This is a genomic window from Actinomadura rugatobispora, assembly GCF_042656285.1.
GTDB lineage: Bacteria > Actinomycetota > Actinomycetes > Streptosporangiales > Streptosporangiaceae > Spirillospora > Spirillospora rugatobispora.
Map to the genome: position 1 here is coordinate 1 of NZ_JBHSON010000074.1, position 18560 is coordinate 18560.

Annotated in this window: 22 protein-coding genes; 4 read left to right on the forward strand and 18 right to left on the reverse strand. The window is 62.0% G+C overall.

Annotation, left to right across the window (positions count from 1 at the left end; translation table 11 throughout):
- Window positions 1–927: 927 nt before the first annotated feature.
- Window positions 928–1707: a DUF6881 domain-containing protein gene (locus ACFPZN_RS39200; protein WP_378287623.1), complete on the forward strand. Its 780-nt coding sequence runs from the start codon at window positions 928–930 to the stop codon at window positions 1705–1707.
- 111 nt (window positions 1708–1818) lie between these two features.
- Here ACFPZN_RS39200 and ACFPZN_RS39205 read toward each other — a convergent pair whose 3' ends face one another.
- The 8 genes from ACFPZN_RS39205 to ACFPZN_RS39240 form a co-directional block, all read right to left on the reverse strand.
- Entirely contained in the window at window positions 1819–2457 is a 639-nt protein-coding gene (locus ACFPZN_RS39205) for a GAD-like domain-containing protein (protein ID WP_378287625.1), read from the reverse strand.
- 497 nt (window positions 2458–2954) lie between these two features.
- Window positions 2955–3380 (reverse strand): DUF2637 domain-containing protein, encoded by a 426-nt coding sequence (locus ACFPZN_RS39210; protein ID WP_378287627.1) that lies wholly within the window; start codon window positions 3378–3380, stop codon window positions 2955–2957.
- 295 nt (window positions 3381–3675) lie between these two features.
- Window positions 3676–4854, reverse strand: coding sequence for a site-specific integrase (locus ACFPZN_RS39215; protein ID WP_378287628.1), 1179 nt, complete (start codon window positions 4852–4854; stop codon window positions 3676–3678).
- Window positions 4855–4944: 90 nt separating this feature from the next.
- Complete coding sequence (locus ACFPZN_RS39220) at window positions 4945–5133, reverse strand: helix-turn-helix domain-containing protein (protein ID WP_353832870.1); 189 nt, start codon at window positions 5131–5133, stop codon at window positions 4945–4947.
- A 164-nt stretch (window positions 5134–5297) separates the two neighbouring features.
- Complete coding sequence (locus ACFPZN_RS39225; protein ID WP_378287629.1) at window positions 5298–7025, reverse strand: cell division protein FtsK; 1728 nt, start codon at window positions 7023–7025, stop codon at window positions 5298–5300.
- A 59-nt stretch (window positions 7026–7084) separates the two neighbouring features.
- On the reverse strand, window positions 7085–7387 hold the full coding sequence (locus ACFPZN_RS39230) for a hypothetical protein (RefSeq protein WP_378287630.1): 303 nt from the start codon (window positions 7385–7387) through the stop codon (window positions 7085–7087).
- A gap of 70 nt (window positions 7388–7457) precedes the next feature.
- Entirely contained in the window at window positions 7458–7646 is a 189-nt protein-coding gene (locus ACFPZN_RS39235; protein ID WP_378287631.1) for a hypothetical protein, read from the reverse strand.
- Window positions 7647–7868: 222 nt separating this feature from the next.
- Window positions 7869–8018, reverse strand: coding sequence for a hypothetical protein (locus ACFPZN_RS39240; RefSeq protein ID WP_378287632.1), 150 nt, complete (start codon window positions 8016–8018; stop codon window positions 7869–7871).
- Window positions 8019–8195: 177 nt separating this feature from the next.
- Here ACFPZN_RS39240 and ACFPZN_RS39245 point away from each other — a divergent pair, with 177 nt between their 5' ends.
- Both ACFPZN_RS39245 and ACFPZN_RS39250 read left to right on the forward strand, forming a co-directional pair.
- Window positions 8196–8939, forward strand: coding sequence for a helix-turn-helix domain-containing protein (locus ACFPZN_RS39245; RefSeq protein WP_378287634.1), 744 nt, complete (start codon window positions 8196–8198; stop codon window positions 8937–8939).
- Between the two features lie 3 nt (window positions 8940–8942).
- Window positions 8943–9425, forward strand: a complete 483-nt coding sequence (locus ACFPZN_RS39250) for an NUDIX domain-containing protein (RefSeq protein WP_378287635.1) — start codon at window positions 8943–8945, stop codon at window positions 9423–9425.
- A gap of 15 nt (window positions 9426–9440) precedes the next feature.
- Here ACFPZN_RS39250 and ACFPZN_RS39255 read toward each other — a convergent pair whose 3' ends face one another.
- From ACFPZN_RS39255 to ACFPZN_RS39275, 5 genes are all read right to left on the reverse strand, one after another.
- Window positions 9441–11669 (reverse strand): NACHT domain-containing protein, encoded by a 2229-nt coding sequence (locus tag ACFPZN_RS39255; RefSeq protein ID WP_378287637.1) that lies wholly within the window; start codon window positions 11667–11669, stop codon window positions 9441–9443.
- A 106-nt stretch (window positions 11670–11775) separates the two neighbouring features.
- Window positions 11776–12342, reverse strand: coding sequence for an HD domain-containing protein (locus tag ACFPZN_RS39260; RefSeq protein WP_378287638.1), 567 nt, complete (start codon window positions 12340–12342; stop codon window positions 11776–11778).
- Between the two features lie 49 nt (window positions 12343–12391).
- Entirely contained in the window at window positions 12392–12847 is a 456-nt protein-coding gene (locus ACFPZN_RS39265) for a winged helix-turn-helix domain-containing protein (protein WP_378287639.1), read from the reverse strand.
- A 1-nt stretch (window position 12848) separates the two neighbouring features.
- Complete coding sequence (locus tag ACFPZN_RS39270) at window positions 12849–13205, reverse strand: hypothetical protein (protein ID WP_378287641.1); 357 nt, start codon at window positions 13203–13205, stop codon at window positions 12849–12851.
- A gap of 86 nt (window positions 13206–13291) precedes the next feature.
- Window positions 13292–13570, reverse strand: a complete 279-nt coding sequence (locus ACFPZN_RS39275) for a hypothetical protein (protein ID WP_378287643.1) — start codon at window positions 13568–13570, stop codon at window positions 13292–13294.
- A 436-nt stretch (window positions 13571–14006) separates the two neighbouring features.
- On the opposite strand from ACFPZN_RS39275, the gene ACFPZN_RS39280 reads away from it, so the two are divergent.
- Window positions 14007–14468, forward strand: coding sequence for a hypothetical protein (locus ACFPZN_RS39280; RefSeq protein WP_378287645.1), 462 nt, complete (start codon window positions 14007–14009; stop codon window positions 14466–14468).
- 27 nt (window positions 14469–14495) lie between these two features.
- On the opposite strand, the gene ACFPZN_RS39285 is transcribed toward ACFPZN_RS39280, so the two are convergent.
- The 5 genes from ACFPZN_RS39285 to ACFPZN_RS39305 all read right to left on the reverse strand — a co-directional run bounded on the left by ACFPZN_RS39285 (window position 14496) and on the right by ACFPZN_RS39305 (window position 18520).
- Window positions 14496–15938, reverse strand: a complete 1443-nt coding sequence (locus ACFPZN_RS39285; protein ID WP_378287646.1) for a hypothetical protein — start codon at window positions 15936–15938, stop codon at window positions 14496–14498.
- A 4-nt stretch (window positions 15939–15942) separates the two neighbouring features.
- Entirely contained in the window at window positions 15943–16536 is a 594-nt protein-coding gene (locus tag ACFPZN_RS39290) for a hypothetical protein (RefSeq protein WP_353821829.1), read from the reverse strand.
- A gap of 235 nt (window positions 16537–16771) precedes the next feature.
- Window positions 16772–17347 carry a DUF2637 domain-containing protein gene (locus tag ACFPZN_RS39295; protein WP_378287649.1) on the reverse strand — a complete coding sequence of 192 codons (576 nt, stop codon included), beginning with the start codon at window positions 17345–17347 and terminating at the stop codon, window positions 16772–16774.
- Complete coding sequence (locus ACFPZN_RS39300; protein ID WP_378287650.1) at window positions 17340–17561, reverse strand: hypothetical protein; 222 nt, start codon at window positions 17559–17561, stop codon at window positions 17340–17342. The genes ACFPZN_RS39295 and ACFPZN_RS39300 overlap by 8 nt, the downstream gene beginning before the upstream one ends.
- A gap of 407 nt (window positions 17562–17968) precedes the next feature.
- A complete protein-coding gene (locus tag ACFPZN_RS39305; RefSeq protein ID WP_378287652.1) occupies window positions 17969–18520 on the reverse strand; it encodes a TetR/AcrR family transcriptional regulator in 552 nt (183 codons plus the stop codon).
- Window positions 18521–18560 lie beyond the last annotated feature (40 nt).

An 18560-nucleotide genomic window follows, 5' to 3' on the forward strand; every position in this document is an offset into this window, starting at 1 on the left:
CCCGGCAGCGTGCTGGAGATCCGCAACTACCGGCGCGACGTCCTGAAGGTGACACCCGAGCAACCGCGAACACTCGACGAGGCCGACCGCTTCCTCTCCGGACCGGCCACGACGGCATCGTGATATCGGCTGCGTTCGCCCTGTTGCAAGATGCCCTCTTCGACTTCGGGAAGGAAGCCTTGGTGCGTTCGAGGCGCTGCCGAGGCCATGACCCCAGTACGGCGCTGTCGCTCCACCAGAGACCCAAATCCTGTCAGCAAAGCGGCCGATCAGAGACCTTCGCGACCCCATCAGTTTGCACGGAGATCGTGGACCCCGGCTCCGGCTGATTCATCTTGTCCACGATCTGACAGCACGACCTGCGGCGAGTCAGTCAGACGAAGGCATATCGCGCACTGTGAGGCGTCATTCGCCGGCGGGCAACGCCACCGAACCCGGTGATCCTCTCCTCGCCGGATGAAGACTTTCGACAGGCGCCCCGCAAGCGGGGGCGCCGGGTGGCCGCCCCTTCATGCAGTCGCTGGAACAAGCTATCGCCGAGCACCACCGTTCTCCCCGATGTTCAATCTCCGTTTGAAGCCCTGGCCATGCCGGGTGACACGGTCGACTACGTCGAGCTTGCCCGGCCGAGGAGGTTACGGGAGAACAAGGAAAGTGTGGTCACCCCGGAGAATACTTCGCCATCTCGGACGGTACCACACCGGTCCGGACCAAACATGGGACGCCAACTGAGCCCGCTCCCTCACCGCCATCCACCACAAGCCGCAGCATGGCAGGATAGATGACCACGTGGCGCTTTCTGAACACGTCCAACCCCGACTGGCCGCACCAGGATATGAGAACTGGAGTTGATCGATGATGTCCCGCGACGGTGGGACCCCCAAGCTGGTCAGGCAACATGAGTTGGTTCGGCATATAAGCCGCGGAGTGGCCAGCCGGGCGCCATTGAAGTGGACCCGGATTGATGCGGTTTACATGCTCGCAGGTAATTGGTTTCATCGCCGAATTGCCATTGAGACGGAAACGGGTCCGTATGACGGCTTTCCGCCCGAGCTTGTCGACACCGATTCGGTGCACGAACTGCGGGATGTCATGTACATGCCAGGGGCGGGAACTTGGTTTACGATGTATTTGACCATCACATCGGACGGCGACGTCAGCACGAGCTTTGACTACGATGATCGGCCATCAATGAAGAGTCCGATCGGCCTTGCGCTCAAAGCTGACCTTGAGAGGTATCCGCGATCGAGGATCCCCCAATGGATGCGCGACGAGATAGCCGAGGCAGAGCGTTTGATCTACGAGCGCGGCTATCCCTCAGGCAGTTCGGCGCCGGATGCTACTGCCATATTCCCAGGACAGGCCAGCGAATGCGCACCGCAGGCCATCGACGCGTCAGCAGTTTTTTCGCCGTCCGACGAGATGCGGTACATCAGAATCGACCGTACCGATGATCCGGCGTCCGATCCTGTGACCATCTTCTGTGAGATCGATGAGGAGGGGTACGAGAATCGTAAAGTCGAGATCTTCCCTGACGGCAGATCCGATTACGCAGGCGGACTCGAGGAAGGCGAAACAACATGGCTAAACGATGACCCGGTACCCATGGTGTCCGAAATATCTCGACGACCAGGTTTCGCAGCCTGCGAAATCACATCGGCAGAATTTCAAGTGGCCTGGACGACCGCCGGCGGGTTCGAGGATTGAGATACTGCAGTGGTATACCAGCCTTGCCGAATTGGGCTGTTCGGTATCAAGGTGCCCCGCCGGCGCGGCGCGTCGGGAGGCAAGCAATATCCGCAGGATATCGGCCCGACCTCACCGGTACGGATTCGCCATGATCTGACGGGGCGTCGTCTCGCTCAATATCTGCATATGCACTTCCGCGTCGGCGATCTCAACGTTCTCGGGAATCATCGGACCGCCCAATGCCGGAACAGGCGCGAAAGCATACATGGTATCCGGACCAACCGGCCCCAGCCGTTCGAGAACCCGATCGAACAATCCAACCTCGTCGTCGCCATCGATGTCCAGCGCCCGTGCTTGCTGGGTCAGCAATGCCGAATAAAGCTGCAGGTCGCGGTCGAACTGACTGTCCATTTCGTCGGACTGGTCATCAGGAAAGATCGTCCCGAAAACAGGGTTGATCGTCAATGCCATTCCGGTTCGGTCGCCCCAAAGACTCAACTGGCCGAAGGCCGACCGTGTTACCGCACACCAACGATCCGGGCCTGGATCGAGTTCAAGGTCGGCGGTCCAGGTGTCGACCGCCGGCTGCCACGCCACTGGATCGCACAGCCACCACAAACCTTTGGCGAAACCGGCGAAACCAAACTTCCGCCAAGCCTCCAAGAGGGCGTCGGGAACCCGTCCGCCGAACTCTCTGTATCGATCACCCGGCACCGGTACCGATGAAAACGGTACACCCCACTTCCGGATGACAGCGTCGGTGGTCATGATACTCATCAGTGTTCCGCTTCCCACCTGATATTTAAGATATCAGCTGCTCAGCATACTCCCCGCCACTTCGACACTGTCAGCCGATCGACGGGCTGACTGGGTCGTTCCGGCCGATCCACCTGCTCGACTTAGTGAGACACGCCGCCACGAGCGGCGAAACATGGTCTGGCTCAGTGTCGGGTCGTCCCGGGCGCTTTGGCGAGCGTCGTCATCCAGGCCGCTGATAAGGGATAGACGCGGATGCCGGCACAGGCCGAGGGTTTGCTGTGCAGCAGAAAAGTACAAACAACGCTCGGTCGCAACGGCTAACGCGTGCTTACGGTGGCACACGTCATTGGCTGGGCAGGTCAGGGCCTGTCGTGGCTCACGCTGGATTCGGGTTGTGCCACCTCTCGGCGAGAGCACGCTGTGAGAGCGGCCTTCCTGGTCCTTGCAGGCTCGGGAGGTAGTCAGCGAGAACCGCCTCTTCTGGGGCTGGCGTCACTTTGGTGCGGCTAGAGTCCAGATCCAGCCAGGGAGACGCTTCCTGCTCTCCGTTCGCCGGTTGCTGGTGACACGGTATTTCGGGTGAGGGGCATGAGGACTCGAACGAGCCGACCAAGGCGAGAGCTGCCCATACGCCCAAGGGGCCGCGCGCCACGTTGGCGCCGGTGGTAGAGGGCGCTTGGCCGGCTCGCGTCCAGGATCGCCATCGACGCCGCCAAGATCAGGCCGTCCACGGTGAACGGGACCAGGTGTGCCGTTCTGCCAGGCCCGCCGTGCGTGCGGACCAGTTCGTATGCATGCCGGTAGGAGATGACCGCGGCCACCGACAGCCAGGACGGCGGTCGCGGTGGTGGCGCGAATGAGGCAGTCAGGCATCCGGCGGCGTCATGATCGCCGAGTTGTGCGGGAGCGGGACGCAGGTGGGTGGCAGCCATCGGGCGTGCGCTTGGCCGTGCCGTTGACGGTTGCGGTCATCGTGTCTTCGGTGATTCGTAGTGACATGAGTGCCGGTCGACTGGCTTGGACTGGGTTCCCGGTCCTCTTCTTGTGTTTTTGCAGGTGAGTGGCTCTTTGGGGGCTGTCTCGGACTGGGGCGGATCTTGGGTGGATAAGGGTGGCTCAGCGGTTCCCTAAGTGAGGCCCAAGCCTGGATTCTGTGTCGATCCAGGTGGGGGAGGGGCGCCTTTCCGTCCGATGCCTTGGGGAGCCAGCTCGGGAGCACGCTCGTCCCTACGCTGACTTGGTCTTGCGGGTGAAGATGTCGTTCATGTGCTCAGCGCCGTCGCGGATCTCAGGCTTGAGCTGGTGGCGGTAGACGGTTTCGGTGATCTTCGTGCTGGAGTGCCCGACGAGGATGCTGATCTTCTCTATGGGGACGTCGTGGTCGCTCATGAGGGACACGAAGGTGTGCCGTAGCTCGCGAGGGCACCACTCTGTGGGGTTTAGGTCCGCCGCTGTGAGCACCCTGCGGAACCGGTGCCGGACGTGTTGCGCCGTGTAGGGGCGCCCGTCCTCGTGGCAGAACACGAGATCGTTGTCCTGGTACGCCTCGCCGGCCTTGAGCTTCTCGGCGCCCTGCCTCGTCTTGTGGCTGCGGAGCACCTCCACGCCCATGTCTGCGATGCCGAGTCCGCGTCGGCTGAGCGCCGTCTTGGTCTCGCCCTTGTGGCGGTCGGCTCGCAGGACGTAGACGGTCGCCTTGTCGAGGTCAACGTCACTCCACTTGAGGGTGCGGAGTTCCTCCGTGCGGAGCCCCGAGACGATCGCCAAGACGACGTACGCACCGAACCGGTGCATCGGCTTGCTTGCCTCTTCGAGCAGCGTGCTCGCTTGCACCAGGCTGAGCGAGCGCGACTTTCGGGCGGGCTTGCCGTCCGGGGTGTCCACCAGTTCGGCGACGTTCCGGCCGATGCGGTCATGGCGCGCCGCTCTGCGGATCGAGCGCTTGAGGATGCTGTGAACGATGCCCAGCGAGGACGATGTGAGGTGTTCGGCTCTGCCGTTGAGCCACGTCTCGACGTCGTCGGCCGTGAGTTCCTTGAGGCGAGTCCGTCCGATGAACGGGATGAGCTGGTGATCGGCGAGTGACCGGTAGACCTCGTTGGTCTTCGGTGACTTGCCGGACTTGGCGAACGCGGCGAGGAACTCCTCTACCGCGTCCCGGACGTAGTAGTTGCGGTCCGTCTTGACGCCCTTGTCCAGCTCTTCGACGGCCTCTTTGAGCTTGTCCTTGACCTCTGTCTTGGTGCGCCCCTTCCTCTTGAGCCGCTTGCGCTTGCGCTTGCCGTCCGGGCCGAAGCCGAGCGAGAGCGCGCCGGTGTACCCGTCGCCCTCCTCGTAGATCGACCCCTCGTACGTGCCGACCAGGATCTTTGCCAACGGATCCCTCCTCGTATCGATCGAGGTCACCACCGACCATAACTCAAGACGTCCCAAGACGTCCCTAGGTTGGGAGGCCCTTTTTACGGGCGAGGTCCGGACGGGCCTCCCGTGCGGGTGTCAGCGCTTGGCCTCTTCGAGGGAGGGCTCTTCCAGGGAGGTGACGAACTCGGCGAGGTGCCGGTCAGTGATGCGGCGCAGCTTGCCGATCTTGATGCTGCGGAGTTGGCCGGTGCGGATCAGGAAGTAGACCTTGTCCCGTCCGATGCTGAGGATCTCGGCCACTTGCTCGACGGTGTACGCCTGCAGGGGACACCACCTCCTCTCACCCGGGCTTCGTCCCGGGGCCGTGCGCGGATGTGGGTGGGGATCATCTCCTCGGTTGCGGTGTGTGCTCGTTTCTCGTCTCGTCTCATGGACGTCTCAGCCGCCCATACGTACAGACGCGTGCGCGAGACGAGACGTTGAGACGATTACGGGGTGTGATCGGACGCCTTGTAGCGGCCTCGTCCGACTTGGACGGCGTGGCCGGCCTTCACCAGTTCGGCGAGGCGCCGGTAGAGGGTGGGACGGCTCAGCCCGGTGAGCATCAGCAGATGGGCGATCGGGAGGCCCTCCTCTGGCGCACCGTCCAGGGCCTCCCTCAGTGCTGTCTCGGCGTGGTCTTCACGGGACGGCGCTACGAGGACGGACGGCTCAGAGACGGGCGCCATGTGTGCCTCGTCCAGCGCGCGTAGCGAGACCTCGTCCAGCGTCGGCCGGATGGACGCGTGGCGCTCTGCTGTCTCGGCAACGGTGGCGTCCGTGAGCAGGTAGGCGCGGCCTCGCCGAGGTGTGTCGTGTTCGGGTGCGGAGAGCAGGAACTTGCCGGGGGCGTTGAGGGTGTGGGCGTGCCATCCAGCGCTGAGCATCCCTTGCCCGAGGATGAGATCGACGTCCTTGCGTTCCCGGACGCGGAAGCTCACGCGGACGTCCATCTGTGACCGGACGGCCCCCTTGCCCATGGCCTTCTGCGTAGGCCGCTGGGTCGCCGCAATGAGCGTCACGGCGACGGCGCGCCCCCGCCGCGCGATCGAGTCGGTGTCGCTTGCGGCGTCGGGAGCGTCATCGGCGAGTTCGGCGTACTCGTCCACGACGATGACGAGCGCGGGATGCTCCGGCGTCGGATCCCACACGCGCCGCCCGTTGGCCGTGAGCCATTCGGCGCGAGCCTCCAGGACGGTGACGGCGTCGCGCAGCATGGCGCGGGCTTGCTCCGGTGTGGTGGCGAGCCGATCGATACAGGATGCCCACGGCTGGAGCTCCATCCCGCGCTTGAGATCGACGGCCCAGATAACGACGTCCCGGCATGCGCTGAGGTTGCCCATCAGGACGTTGATCCCGCCGCTCTTCCCGGAGCCGGCCACGCCCCCGAAGAGGCCGTGGCGTCGCAGCAGCAGAACACGCGCGCCGGTCGCGTCCTCGAACGGGCCGAGGTCGATCGGTTCGGTGATGGAGGAGACGGACGGTCCCGGCCACGGGATCGCGTCGGCGTGCGGGTCCCTGTCGAGCACGCGCAACTCGAACCGGTTGGCCTTGCCGTCGCGCGTCGGTGCGACGCGTACAGCACCCCGGAACGTCCCAAGCGCCGACTCGATAGCCGGAACCTTGGCGATGACGTCCTGGATCGTCTGGCCGCGTGCCAGGGCGAACCGTGCGCGCCATCCCCACACGTCCACCACCGCGGATTGCGCGCGCGAGCCAGCAAGGCCGACGTCCCGCGCGATCTCCGGCCACGCGGCTATCTGCCGGTCGACTCGCACTCTGGCGCGCCGCCTCCGGTGCGCCCACCACGGCGCGGCGAGCGCGATTACGCCCCCGGCAAGCATCCCAGGAAGCGGCGAGACCGTGGGCCCGAGTGCAGTAGCCGCAGACAGCCACCCACCAGCCCCCATCACGACGCCAGCGGCATACAGCCGCTCGATTCGCGGAGAGAGGCCCAACCTCTCGCCGAACATGGCGAGTGCCCACGCAGCCAAAGAGGCAAGGGCCAACAGCCACGGCCACCACTCCGGATGGGTGAGATGTAGGACCGTACCTCCCACGGCAAGCGCGGCCACCAGGTAGACCGGCCCCAGCTCGGACCGGTACCGCCACAGGGCCCGCGCGAGGAGCACGCCGGCCACGTCCGGGAACTGGTCGTCACGGTCGATGATCACCATGGGCTGCAACCCACTGCGCCGCATCTTCTGGGCATGCCGTCGCATCTGACGCGTCCGGCTCATGAGCGCCCCCAGGACTCCGGGGGAAGGTGGCCTTGCGCGCGTAGTTCATCGCGCAGGTAGTACAGCGGATCCGGTTCGCCGTCGCGGTCGGCTCGGAGAGTGGCTCGCCCCGCAGCCGCCAGATTCGCGCGGTCCCGCCGGACTTTCGCGAGCAGGGACGAGAGCCGGGAGATTTCGGAGAGGAGTTGGGGAACATCGGCGAGCGCGGCGTAGAGCCGCGCCCACAGATCCTCGATGGACGGCATCGCCTCGGAAAGGCTGGAGAGGATCTCACGCGCTGCGAGGCTCCGCGTACGCACCTCTTGATGTTGACTTGGACATGCGGCGGTGTATCAGGCACCAAGGCATCCCTCCCTTCGGTAGGGGACGTCAGTGCTGAGAAAGGGACCGGACGAGGACGGCCACCAGGCGGCGGATTTCCGGCGCGGCGCTGGTCGCGGCGAGGAAGAACCCGAACAGCAGGCACACCGCGATGTGCCAGCCGCGAAGTCCCATGTACCGCCACGCGACCCACACCACGGCGCCGAGGATCGCCACCAGGGGAAGAGAGACGTTCACTGACGTACCTCCTCACAGCCACGGGACGGGGTATTGCGGGCCGCGCCCGCGGCGGAGCCACCGGGCGCGGGCGCGGCACTTGCGGCACCTCCGGCTACCGGGCTCGACGCGTGCGCCACAGGGGCACGTGTGACCGGTGATGGCGCGAGGCATCCGCATGGTCACCGCCCCGCCGGTACGCGGGCCGGCATGTCGTCACATGTGCGGGTGCTGAGCACTCGCCTAGAGGCGGTGCCGACGCGGGGACGTCTCGGCGAGCCCTCGCGCGGTCCGGCGCTCTTCGGCGTGGATGCCGATGACGAGCATCGCGAAGATTCCGCAGGTGGAGCCAGCGAGGAAGACGGCGAGGATCGCTGCCAGAACGAGGATCATCTGTGACCACTCCTCTCGTAAGGCCCGTATCCGGCGGGGACGGTCCGGGCGGTCGGTGTCTACGAGAAAGAGAGTGCGCTTGACCTGCGGGACGAGATCACTACATGACTGGACGTGTTCATGACGTCCTCATAGGCTTGACCGCGTCCTAGGACGTCCCGGAATCCGGACGGGTGCATGCCGAACGAACGCCTACGCGCCGCTCTACTAGAGCAGGGCCTGACTATCGCCACGCTCGCCGAGTCACTCGACGTTGACCCAAAAACGGTAGAACGGTGGATAACCAAGGACCGCACCCCCTACCGGCGGCATCGCTACGCAGTAGCTTCGCGATTGGGCGTAGACGAGACCTTCCTATGGCCGGACGCACTCTCTAACGAGCAGGTCACCGCAGCGTCCAGCAGCGAACTAGTGACGATCTACCCGCACCGGACATCCGTCCCGAGGGACGCATGGGGACGTCTCTTCGCCACCGCCAAAGAAGAAATCGGCGTCCTGGTCTACTCCGGCCTCTTCCTCTCCGAAGACTCCGGCATCCAACGCACGTTCGCTGAGAAAGCGGAGGCCGGTGTCCGCGTCCGTATCCTCCTCGGCGACCCGGACAGCCCACAGGTAGCCGAACGAGGCGACGACGAGGGCGTAGGCGACGCCCAGGCCGCAAAGATCCGCAACGCCCTGGTCCTCTACAAGAACCTGCGCAGGCAAGACGGCGTCGAGTTCCGCTTTCACCGCACGGTCCTCTACAACTCCATCTACCGTGCCGATGACCAGCTCCTCGTCAACACCCACGTCTACGGCGTCACCGGCCCCCACGCCCCCGTCTGGCACCTACGCCGCATAGCCGGCGGAGATCTGGTCAACACCTACCTAGAGAGCTTCGAACGCGTCTGGGAAGGCGCCACACCCATCGCGGGGGACTGACGCATGGGCCGCAGAATTGACTACTACGACGACCCCAACGCCCCGAAGGCCAACAGCCTCGTCCCCTCCGTCAATGTCGTCGTCGAGAATGACAAAGGCGAGATCCTTATGATCCGTCGCACTGACAATGAAAATTGGGCGCTCCCAGGTGGGGCTATTGACCTGGGAGAGTCTGTTGCCCAAGCCGCCATTCGGGAAACCAAGGAAGAGACCGGCATTGACGTAGAGGTCACTGGTCTAGTCGGAATCTACAGTGATCCGAAACACGTCATTCGCTACACGAGCAACAACGAAGTTCGTCAGGAGTTTTCTATTCTGCTTGCTGCGCTTCCATTTGGAGGCCGTATGCGGAGAAGTGCAGAATCAAGTTCGGTGGAGTGGGTTCCGATCGATGCGAATCTTCTCAGCAGACAAATGGATCAATCCATGAGAAGACGAATCACGAGATACTTGCATAAAGGGTCGAGTCGAGTCGAGATCGCCTGAACTGTCGAGCCTTTGCTAGATATGGAAACTGTTCGGGCTTTCCAAAGCTTGCAATGCCGCTGCGCGCCGACCCTTAACTGGCACGTATATTATTTTGCCGCGACTCGATACCGGATGAAGCCATCCGTCTGAAACGAGTCTATTTAGTACGTTGGGAACCAGTTCGCGGCTCGCCATATCTAGGCCGCGCGATAGTGCTTCTTCTTTGCGGCCACTGCCCGGTTGATTGTATACCTTTTTGAGAACGGTAAGTGCAACCCTTCTCTCGGGCGAAATTTTCAGGTCCATTATCCCGGAGGTTGTTTCTGATACCGTGGAGAATTTCTCCACTTCGCAATCAATGAAGTTCTCTTTCAGCCATGATGGAAATCCAGACATTCCGTCAACGTAGCCAAAAATGCAGCTTTGGAAGGTAGGATAACGTTCTCCTCTGGAGATCCCCGACAAATCCAGGACATCGATCAGGCTGTCGCGAAAAATAGTTCGCGAGAGTACTGGGTCGTCGCCGTTAATAGCGAGGAATGGGACGATTACGCCCTCGACCAAGAATCCGTGACGGACTTGCTCGTCGGTCGGATTTAGTTCACTGCTTACCCTCAAGGAATCCGCCAAGACAGCATCAAACTGGTGATTGTCCTGACGTCGGCTAGCTGCCGCAAGGGCGGTTGATGCGGGAACTCGTTGTTCAAGCAACGCTGATGCCGCGATTTCCACTCCGAGGCTATTTGCTGCCGTACCCCAGGACGCGGTGCGAGAGAGGGGATGGCCCTCGTAAGGCGATACTAGGTAAGTTGCGAGGTCTTCGCCGTAAGCGGTCTCCGCTAGATTGCGGTCCGCAAATACTCTCTGTTCTTGCGTGCCAGCGTAACCGCCGATAGCGAAGCCTGGCAAACGCAGAAGCAGCTGAATTCCCTCCTCGTCCGCCTCACGCCCATTTATGTCGGCGAAGGCAGATTTCATCATTTCCATGTCAACAGGGCCGGTTTCTTGTCCCTTGGACCGTGCAAGAGTGGCAAGGCGAGAGACGATTAGTCTTATTGTTTCTGGCCGCACGGCAGTGTAGATACGAGATTCCCGTTGGCAAATTGCATGGAAAAGTTTGCGCCATGCGTCTGCTTGAGTGGTATTACTGGCATCTATGTCTGTAAAAGAGCCCATGGCTATTAGATAGCCGATAAGCAGTGGGCGTGTAGGCATCCATTCAGGCACTTTCCATTTGACGCCCGCCAGTTCGAGATAATCTGCAACCTGCTGTTGGTCGAAATCTTGAAGAGAGATAATTTCGGACTCTGACTCGAAACCCAGCGTATCGGCCATCTCGAATGGTGAAGAGAAGTAGTGTGACCTACCGCAAGCGATAATGCCTGCCCCATGCGGGGTTTCCTCGACTAGACGCCGTATTGGTGATAGGGCTTCCCAGCGGACTCCCTTGAGGTCAGATGCGCTACCCAGCCACCGCGAGGGGACAATCTCATCGAATCCGTCCAGTAGGAGGATGCAGGCACCGGCACGCCATGCCGAGATGAGACTCCTATCATCGGCGAATCCGATCTCTTCCGCGTGGCGGCGCAGAATTTCGGAGGGGTATCGCAGTCCGGTGCAATCACGCAGGTTGATGTGCACGGGGAAAGGCGTGAGTCTGTTACCCTTAAAGTAGCGCTTGCGTAGTTCGAAGTAGATTTCACGAAGGGCATGGCTTTTGCCTACACCAAACTCTCCAGTGAGTAGGTTCCTGGAACCCGAAATAAGCTTTTCGGAAAGTTTTCGAACAGTTAGCTTTTGGCTATCGTGCCGAGTGAACGACACTTCGACCTTTGTCTGCGGAAGTGCCTGTTGAGAGGCATACACGATGCTCCCAAAGGGAGCGTTTTCGCGCGCTGCCAGATAGGCTTCTGAGTCACACAAGCGCTTGTATAGTGTTGCAATGCTAATTGCATGTACCGTAACGTGCTTATTCTTGAGGAGAACTGCAATCGCCTGGCGTTGATCTGCTGTAGGTTCTTCTCGTGTGACAAACCATCCAGTAAAATTCTTGTAAGAATTTTCGGGTCTCTTGTGGAGGGTTTCAATCAGCTCAATGATCTTCTTGGCGTCTTGTGTTGCTTTGTCTTTGGTGCGCGATACTGTGAACTCGTAAATATGAATTGATTCGTTAGTGATGAAGACCGCGTCCCGCTCTTTCCCTCCTTGCATGCTTGCACCTTGGGTGTCGGTTGGATCATGGATCGCCCGAGCGAGCTTCAAGGCTCTAACCTCAAACTCGGCGCCTGTCTCCCCATGCATAGCGTCCGCCATTCATCGAGCAAGTCAGCTGCGGTCTCGGGTGAGCAGCTGCTGCGGATTGCTCAGTTTAGGCGGTTCGTTGGGATATGAGAAGACTCTGGTGAACTACCTGCACCGACCCGACGAGTGTGGGATGTGCAACTTGGATAGCTTTTGCTACTATATGTCCGTTTCCGTAGCGGGCTAGAACCTCGCTGATCCGTTCCTCCACTGAGAGCCGATCGCCGCCTGGGCCGGTGGTCATGTCGCAATAGGTGAGAGGAACACTCAGAGAGGGAGGTTCTGAACCAAACTCCTGAATGAGGTCGTGAGCTAGTCCGCGTTCGTGTGCTTCGACCAAGGCGCACGAGTGGTGGGCGACAAGACGAGACAGTTGTTCGTGGGTGTCGTGGATTTGCCGGAGGTATCGGGCGCCGTCTAGTGGGTGGAAGCCTGTGCTGATGAGACCAGGGGCGTAGCCGATGTCGTGGAGCCAGGCTGCTGCCTCTAGGAGGTCGGCGTTTTCCCCGAGAAGGGGAGCGAGCGTGCGGGCCTGATGGGCTACGCCTTGGGTGTGTGCCCAGCGGCGGGGGAGTGGGATCTCTAGCTGACTGCGCGCGAGGTCGCTTGCCCAGGCCGCGGTGTTCTTCTTCATGAGCTCGACGCTACGAGGATGCGGGTGGACGTCCACGGGCACACGGGGGTCATTTTGGGACGTCCTGGCTGACGTAACGTCCCTTGCCGTGCACACACGTGATCAGGCCGGCGGTTTCGAGGGCAAGGAGGGCTGCGCGGGCGGTGGAGCGGGATACGTCGTGGCGTCGGGCGAGTTGCTTCTCGCTGGGGAGCGCGTCTTCCGCTTGGAAGCGTCCGGTCTCGATCTGGTGGCGCAGGCTTGCGGCGATGTGCTCTGTACTCGTGCGCGGTTGGGTGTCGGGGTCTGGGACAAATCGGCCCACGCCAGCGCGGACGGTGATGAGTCCTTCGGCTTGTAGGACTGACAGGGCCCGCCGCACGGTGTTGCGGACGACGCCGAACTCGGCGCAGAGGGCGGCTTCGCTCGGTAGGCGGGCGCCTGGGGTGTAGCTGCCATCTGTGAGGCGGTGCCGTAGCACGCGGGTGATGTGCACGTGGGTGCCCCATGCCGTGCGGCGGGTCATGTCAGTGCTGCTCGTCTCTCAGGGGATCGAATGCCGCCGCAACCCAGGGTTGGAGCAGGATGTTCAACTTGTCCGCGGCGAGGCAGAGGCGTTTGCGCGGCGTGAGCCATAGGCCGGTGCTGGACAGGTACCACCAGGTGCCCTTGCCCCAGGCCACGGAGATGCTCTCGCCGATGGTGGGCGCGCCTTTGGAGTAGACGCGTAGGAGCGTGTGGGGAGTCTCGGTGCGGAGTTGAGTCGTCCAGCCGTCACAGCGCAGGACGAGGGCGAGACGCGTGAGGTGCCAGCATGCGCGCCATGGACCGCTGTAGGTGGGCGGAGGGAGCGCGGTCGGTGCGTTCGAGGGAAGCAGCACCAACCGCGCCACCTCCTCCCCACCCCATGAGGCCGTGCTCCCCATCACGGCCTCCTCCGGTGACAGTTGCGGGGCTCGCTCCCGTGCCATCACCGGGTCCTTGGGCGCGGGTTCTTGGCGCGCTCGCCCTCGTGGACGAGGGCCTCACGCAACGCGGCGGGGTTCGATGCGATCACCGTCGGATCCACGCCGGCGCGCGGGTCGTGCAAGCTCGCCACCCAGTCCCCGAGACGCCCGTCCCACCGGGTGGCGCGCCATATGCGGTATCCGGTGAAGTCCCGGCGCAAGTCGGCGAGCGCCTTCTCTGCCGCCTCTGCTTCGGCTTTGACGACATCGGGAGTGGTCTGAGGGGGCTGTTCGGTGGACATGGGGTGGGCTCCTCGTCTTGCGGGTTCGTTGGTACGAGGTGGCGTGTTCGCCTGTGTCCTGAGCCTTCCGTCCGGTACGGGGACCTCTCTATCGGCATCCAGGGACGTCTAGGGACGTCTTCTGTTAGCGTCGGTCATGCGTCGTTCTCACTTGCATCGCGGGAGGCCCGGTGAACGACTTGTTGCGACGTGCCCTTGCCGACGCGCACCTGACCGAAGCCGACGTTGCGGCGCGGTTGCGTGTGGACCCCAAGACCGTCCAACGGTGGGTCGCCGGGCGCGTGCCCTACCCACGCCACCGAACGCGGGTCGCCTCACTGGTCGGACGAGACGAGGCCGACCTGTGGCCGCACCTCGCCATGACGAACGTCCGGGTAGAGCCACCAGCGATCGACGTCTTGGCGACCTACCCGCACCGATGGCCGTGCCTCGTCCGGTGTGGCATCAGCTCTTCCGGGCCGCGCGCGACGAGATCGGCGTCCTGGCCTACGCGGGACTCTTCCTCGCCGAAGACATGGGCATCATGCGCGTGCTCGCACAGCGGGCGCGCGCCGGCGTCGCTGTTCGCATCCTGCTCGGCGACCCGGATGGCGCGTGCGTGGCCGAGCGCGGGAGCGACGAGGGCGTAGGCGAATCCATGGCCGCGAAGATCCGGAACGCCCTGGTCCACTACCGCGCCCTACGCGAGGTGGCGGGAGTTGATATCCGGCTTCATGACACCGTGCTCTATAACTCCGTCTACCGCGCCGATGACGACCTACTGATCAACCCGCACGCCTACGGCATCGCCGCAGCCCACGCTCCTGTCCTTCACTTGCGGCGGACAGAAGACGGTGACATGGCGAGCACGCACCTGGAGAGCTTCGAACGCGTTTGGGCGTGCTCCTCCAGTGTATGACTCAGGGCCCTTTGCAAGGAAAAGGGCTTAATCCAAGTCTAGATCTAGGTCCAGCTCTTGCTGTTCAGCGGCCCCAGATTGAGCGAGAGAAACGTTGAGATTTTCAAGGTGGGCATCATCTTCTTCACGCAATTTCATTAGAATGGGGAGGGCAAATTTGGAGATGTTCCCTACCGCGAACGTGGCGCTCGTTTGGCCAGACGCTGTCATCGTATTGAAGTCGCAGATCAGTCGACTTCCTCCGGGAAGGGCAAGTGTGGCTCGGCTGACGCGTACGGTCGGTTGACCTACCAGTTGCGCGATTCTCTCATCATGCAGGACATCCTCTCCTGCCTTAGATGAATAAGAAATGAGGCGATCGCCGGTGTCGAGCTTCAAGTTTCCAATGACAGTCCCATGACTGTCAGCTCTATCTCTGACGTCGTCGAGAGAAGGTCCGTCTTGCCTAACGCTCTTCGGTAGGTCGTTGATACTGTTCGGTGCGATGTGTGCTTCCCAGCCGTCCCCTCTGAGAACAATGCATCCGCGAGAGGTGATCCAATAAGGGGTGGAAGTCTCGTGTTCTTCATCGAGTCGGCGCTGCCCGCGGAAGACCCGCATTGCTTTAGCGAGGAGAACATCGCTGTTCGCTGTAATTAGAAGCTGAAAGTTTGTCGAGTAGGCTTCTATTTGTAGACGTCCGATCTGGGTCGCCGTGATCCCGCGCCCGATCCTGTGCCAAAAGTCAGTGCTTCTTGTAGGAACGTTCTCTATGAGAAATTCAATATCCCCTTCGCTCATCGCCCCAGCCAGGTCAGGCGAGCCAGGGAAATGCGAAGCGCTTCCGCCGTGACCCTCCCAAACAGATTGCAGCACGCGACTGATTCGGCCAGCTTGCTCGGGCTGAAGCAGAGAAGATACTAGGTTAGTGGCTTGGCGAGTTTTTTCTAGATTGACAAACTCGGCTCCGTGGAATCCTTCCACAGTCTTCGAGATAGCTTCACGCGTCGTCTTTTCATCCAGGAGGCCTCGTCCTCCTCGAAGTACAGCTTGGGCCATCAGTCCTGCGGCTGGCTCGCTGGCATTTCGCTCACCAAGTTCGCCGATTGCTCTTGGGTCGGCAACTAGGGTGTCACTGCTAACGGCGAGCTGTCGTAGCTCATCAAAGCTCTCTCTATTTCCGTTATCAAATGCAGTGTTCAGTGTGATGACAAGTGGCTTGCTGGGAGAGATCCATTCGAGATCTTCGGTGAAGTAGGTTGGCGCAGGACTCGGCCGAAGAAAAACCAATCGCTCTCGATTCTCGCGCGGCCAGTGCATAACGAGATCGGGTGCAATGGTGTTGTTAAAATACTCGGTGTGACGTACCTGTGCGCCGGTATCTGTTTGCTCTAGTTGGCCAGTGATCGCGGTTTTTATCGCAGCAACTCTGTCGTCAGGGGAAGGATGAGAAAAAGCCACTTCTAGGGCGCGGGAAAGAACTTGAGACACTTTCTTATCCTTCGTTCACCTTCATGAGCTTCAGGACTTCTCCGTGATGTTCAGGAGAAAGGACCAACTGCAACTGCTTGTCGCACAGAGTTATTAGCCAAAGTCTGTCCGCAACCGCGCTAACGGCGGCCACGTCCAGAAGCGCGAGGGCCTGTCCCTGATCGTCCGTGTCAAATATTCTCTTCCTCTCGTGGAGAACAGACTCCTTTACTGTCGCGGCTGTCGTGTGGTGATCCCATTTTCGCGCCTGGAAAGGCGACCAAGAGATCCATAGAAAATGATCACAGAGTTGAGGCTTTTTGGTGAATGCTACATAGCATTTGGCGAGGAAGGATCGATAATGCTCGGGCAGATTGCTCTCGCTTTTGTAGTTCTTGATCTCGGCAAGAAAATATTGTCCTTCTAGTTTTTCGCCGCGAAACTGCCCGCCCAGGTCGAATGAGAATGAATTGTCGTGTGGCCAAGTGAATTCTAGTAGTTCTTTTAGTCCAAGGTCTTCGTGGGACCATGCTTTAGCGACTCGGGTTGACTTGTCCAGCCATCGCTTCGCATTGTGAAGACCAATTTGGCCGATTAGCTGTGAATCCTCTCCCGCCATAGCAATCGATTGTATATCTCGTCTGTCCTTTAAAAGGTGGCCACATTGGGTCAGGAGCATCTTGTGAACCGATCTGTTTTGTGAGGCGTCGGGCTGGGTATTGTAATATATCCACCCGAGTCTGCTGGATTTCGCAAATCGATGGGACGGCGGTGGGGTTTACACCGATCTATGAGGGCGTGGGAGGGCTGCACCGCCGAGGCCTCCTGTGCGTCAGCGGTGCAGCCTTGTATCTCTAGATCGGCTCCGAGTTCGTGTTCATGATGACCCGCTTGACCCTCCGGCGGTCGATGCCGTGTTTCTCTGCTAGGTAGCGCTGGGAAAGGGGACGGCCTGGGCCGTCCAGGCTCGCCCTGTACTCGTGCAGTACCGCTTCTTCTGGCGTTTGCTCCACTTCGGTGCGCTGCTCGTTCTGGGTGAGGTCTGGGCTGGCTGCGGCGCGGGTGAGGGTCATCAGGAGTTCGAAGCTCCCGACGAGGGCGAGGGCCGGCCAGGCGCTGACTATCGCGCCTATGGGGCCGTGGGTCGCGCCGTGCGCCACGTTGGCGCCTACCGTGGCCACGATGCCTACGGCGAGGCTCCACTTGGCCAACGGTGGTGCGGGGTGCTTTCGGCGGCTGGCGTCCAGGATCACCATGGAGGCTGCCCAGATGAGGCCGTCAACTGTGAACGGGACGAGGCGTGCCGTTGGGCCGGACTCGCCGTGGGAGTGGACCAGTTCGTAGGCGTGGCGGTACGAGATGACGGCTGCCACCGTGGCTACCGCCACCACGGCGAGCGCGGTTGTGATGCGGATGAGGCGGTCAGTCACGGCTCAGCTCCCGTCGCAGGTCCTGGGCGCACGGGTCGTCTTCGCCGTGGGTGATGAGGCGTTCGGCGAGCATCAGGGCCGTGATTGCGGTGTTGCGGTCGACGGGGCGTGGGCATGTGGTGACGTGCCAACCACAGTCGGTTCGCGTGGCGGTGACGATGACCTTGCCGGCTGCTGTGGCGGTCATCCTGGTTGCGGTGATTTCTAGGGCCATGGGTGTGGCCTCCTCCCTGCTGAGAGGGGGGAGCCACGGGAGCCAATCCGGGGAGCCAGCGTCAGTCGGTTTGATGCGACGGTGCTGGACGGGCCTGGACTGGTCCCGTGGGCTCCTTCCCTTGTTTTCGCAGGTGAGCGGCTCCCTGGTCGACTTCCCCGGACGGTGCCGGACGGGGCGCGAATAAGGCTGACTCAGGGGTTCCCTAAGTGAGGCTTAAGGGAGTTCCGGTGGGGGGTGGGGGGATCTAGCGTTCTGGGTGTCACATCGGAGACACGGCGGAGGTGCACAGGCGGAAGCAGAGCGAACGTCGGCTGAGGTTCCGACTGAGGTTCCTGATTGAGACTGGTTTCTGGCTCGTACGGCCTTGTAACCCCGCTCTGGGGCCGTACGGGCCAGAAGCCTTTTCAGGGGAGGGCGCCCCGCAGGAGGAGGCGGAGGGCGTCGGCGGTGCCGGTGGCGGAGGTGTCGCCGGTGGCCAGGCGGCGGACGGCCAGGCCGTAGAGCATCGTGACGACCGCGGGGGCGTGGCGTTCGGGGTCGGGGATGCCCAGCGTGTCGAGGATGGCGGTGGCGAGGCGGTCGTAGGCCTCCACGGAACGGGTGGCGGTGGCCTGGACGGCGGGGTCGCGGGCGGCGTGCAGGTGGAGTTCGAGGTTGGCGATCTGCTCCGGGCCGTGGGCGAAGTCGACGATGGCCTTCTCGACCTCGTCGGCGGCCTGGTCGGGGCCGGCGCCGTGGAGGCGGGCGGCGCGGGCGGTGACGCGGGCTATCTCGCCGTCCACGAACGTCTGGAGGGCCTCGCGGAGGAGATCCGACTGGCTCGGGAAGTGGTAGGTCAGGGAGCCGAGGGAGACGCCGGCCGTGCGCGCCACGGCGCGGTTGGTCACGGCGCCGACGCCCTGCTCGCCGATCAGGCGCAGGGCGGCTTGCAGGATCCGCTCGCGGGGTGTGGTCACGGTCGCACAGTCTTTCGCATCGGAGACGTCCAGCGTATCG

Bases quoted from the DNA above. Each gene is read 5' to 3' on its own strand.
- ACFPZN_RS39250 (WP_378287635.1), top strand. From the start codon at position 8,943: ATGGGCCGCAGAATTGACTACTACGACGACCCCAACGCCCCGAAGGCC.
- ACFPZN_RS39265 (WP_378287639.1), bottom strand. From the start codon at position 12,847: ATGACCCGCCGCACGGCATGGGGCACCCACGTGCACATCACCCGCGTG.
- ACFPZN_RS39240 (WP_378287632.1), bottom strand. From the start codon at position 8,018: ATGATCCTCGTTCTGGCAGCGATCCTCGCCGTCTTCCTCGCTGGCTCC.
- ACFPZN_RS39290 (WP_353821829.1), bottom strand. From the start codon at position 16,536: ATGGCGGGAGAGGATTCACAGCTAATCGGCCAAATTGGTCTTCACAAT.
- ACFPZN_RS39245 (WP_378287634.1), top strand. From the start codon at position 8,196: ATGCCGAACGAACGCCTACGCGCCGCTCTACTAGAGCAGGGCCTGACT.
- ACFPZN_RS39210 (WP_378287627.1), bottom strand. From the start codon at position 3,380: ATGGCTGCCACCCACCTGCGTCCCGCTCCCGCACAACTCGGCGATCAT.
- ACFPZN_RS39275 (WP_378287643.1), bottom strand. From the start codon at position 13,570: ATGTCCACCGAACAGCCCCCTCAGACCACTCCCGATGTCGTCAAAGCC.
- ACFPZN_RS39260 (WP_378287638.1), bottom strand. From the start codon at position 12,342: ATGAAGAAGAACACCGCGGCCTGGGCAAGCGACCTCGCGCGCAGTCAG.
- ACFPZN_RS39205 (WP_378287625.1), bottom strand. From the start codon at position 2,457: ATGACCACCGACGCTGTCATCCGGAAGTGGGGTGTACCGTTTTCATCG.
- ACFPZN_RS39225 (WP_378287629.1), bottom strand. From the start codon at position 7,025: ATGGTGATCATCGACCGTGACGACCAGTTCCCGGACGTGGCCGGCGTG.
- ACFPZN_RS39300 (WP_378287650.1), bottom strand. From the start codon at position 17,561: ATGGCCCTAGAAATCACCGCAACCAGGATGACCGCCACAGCAGCCGGC.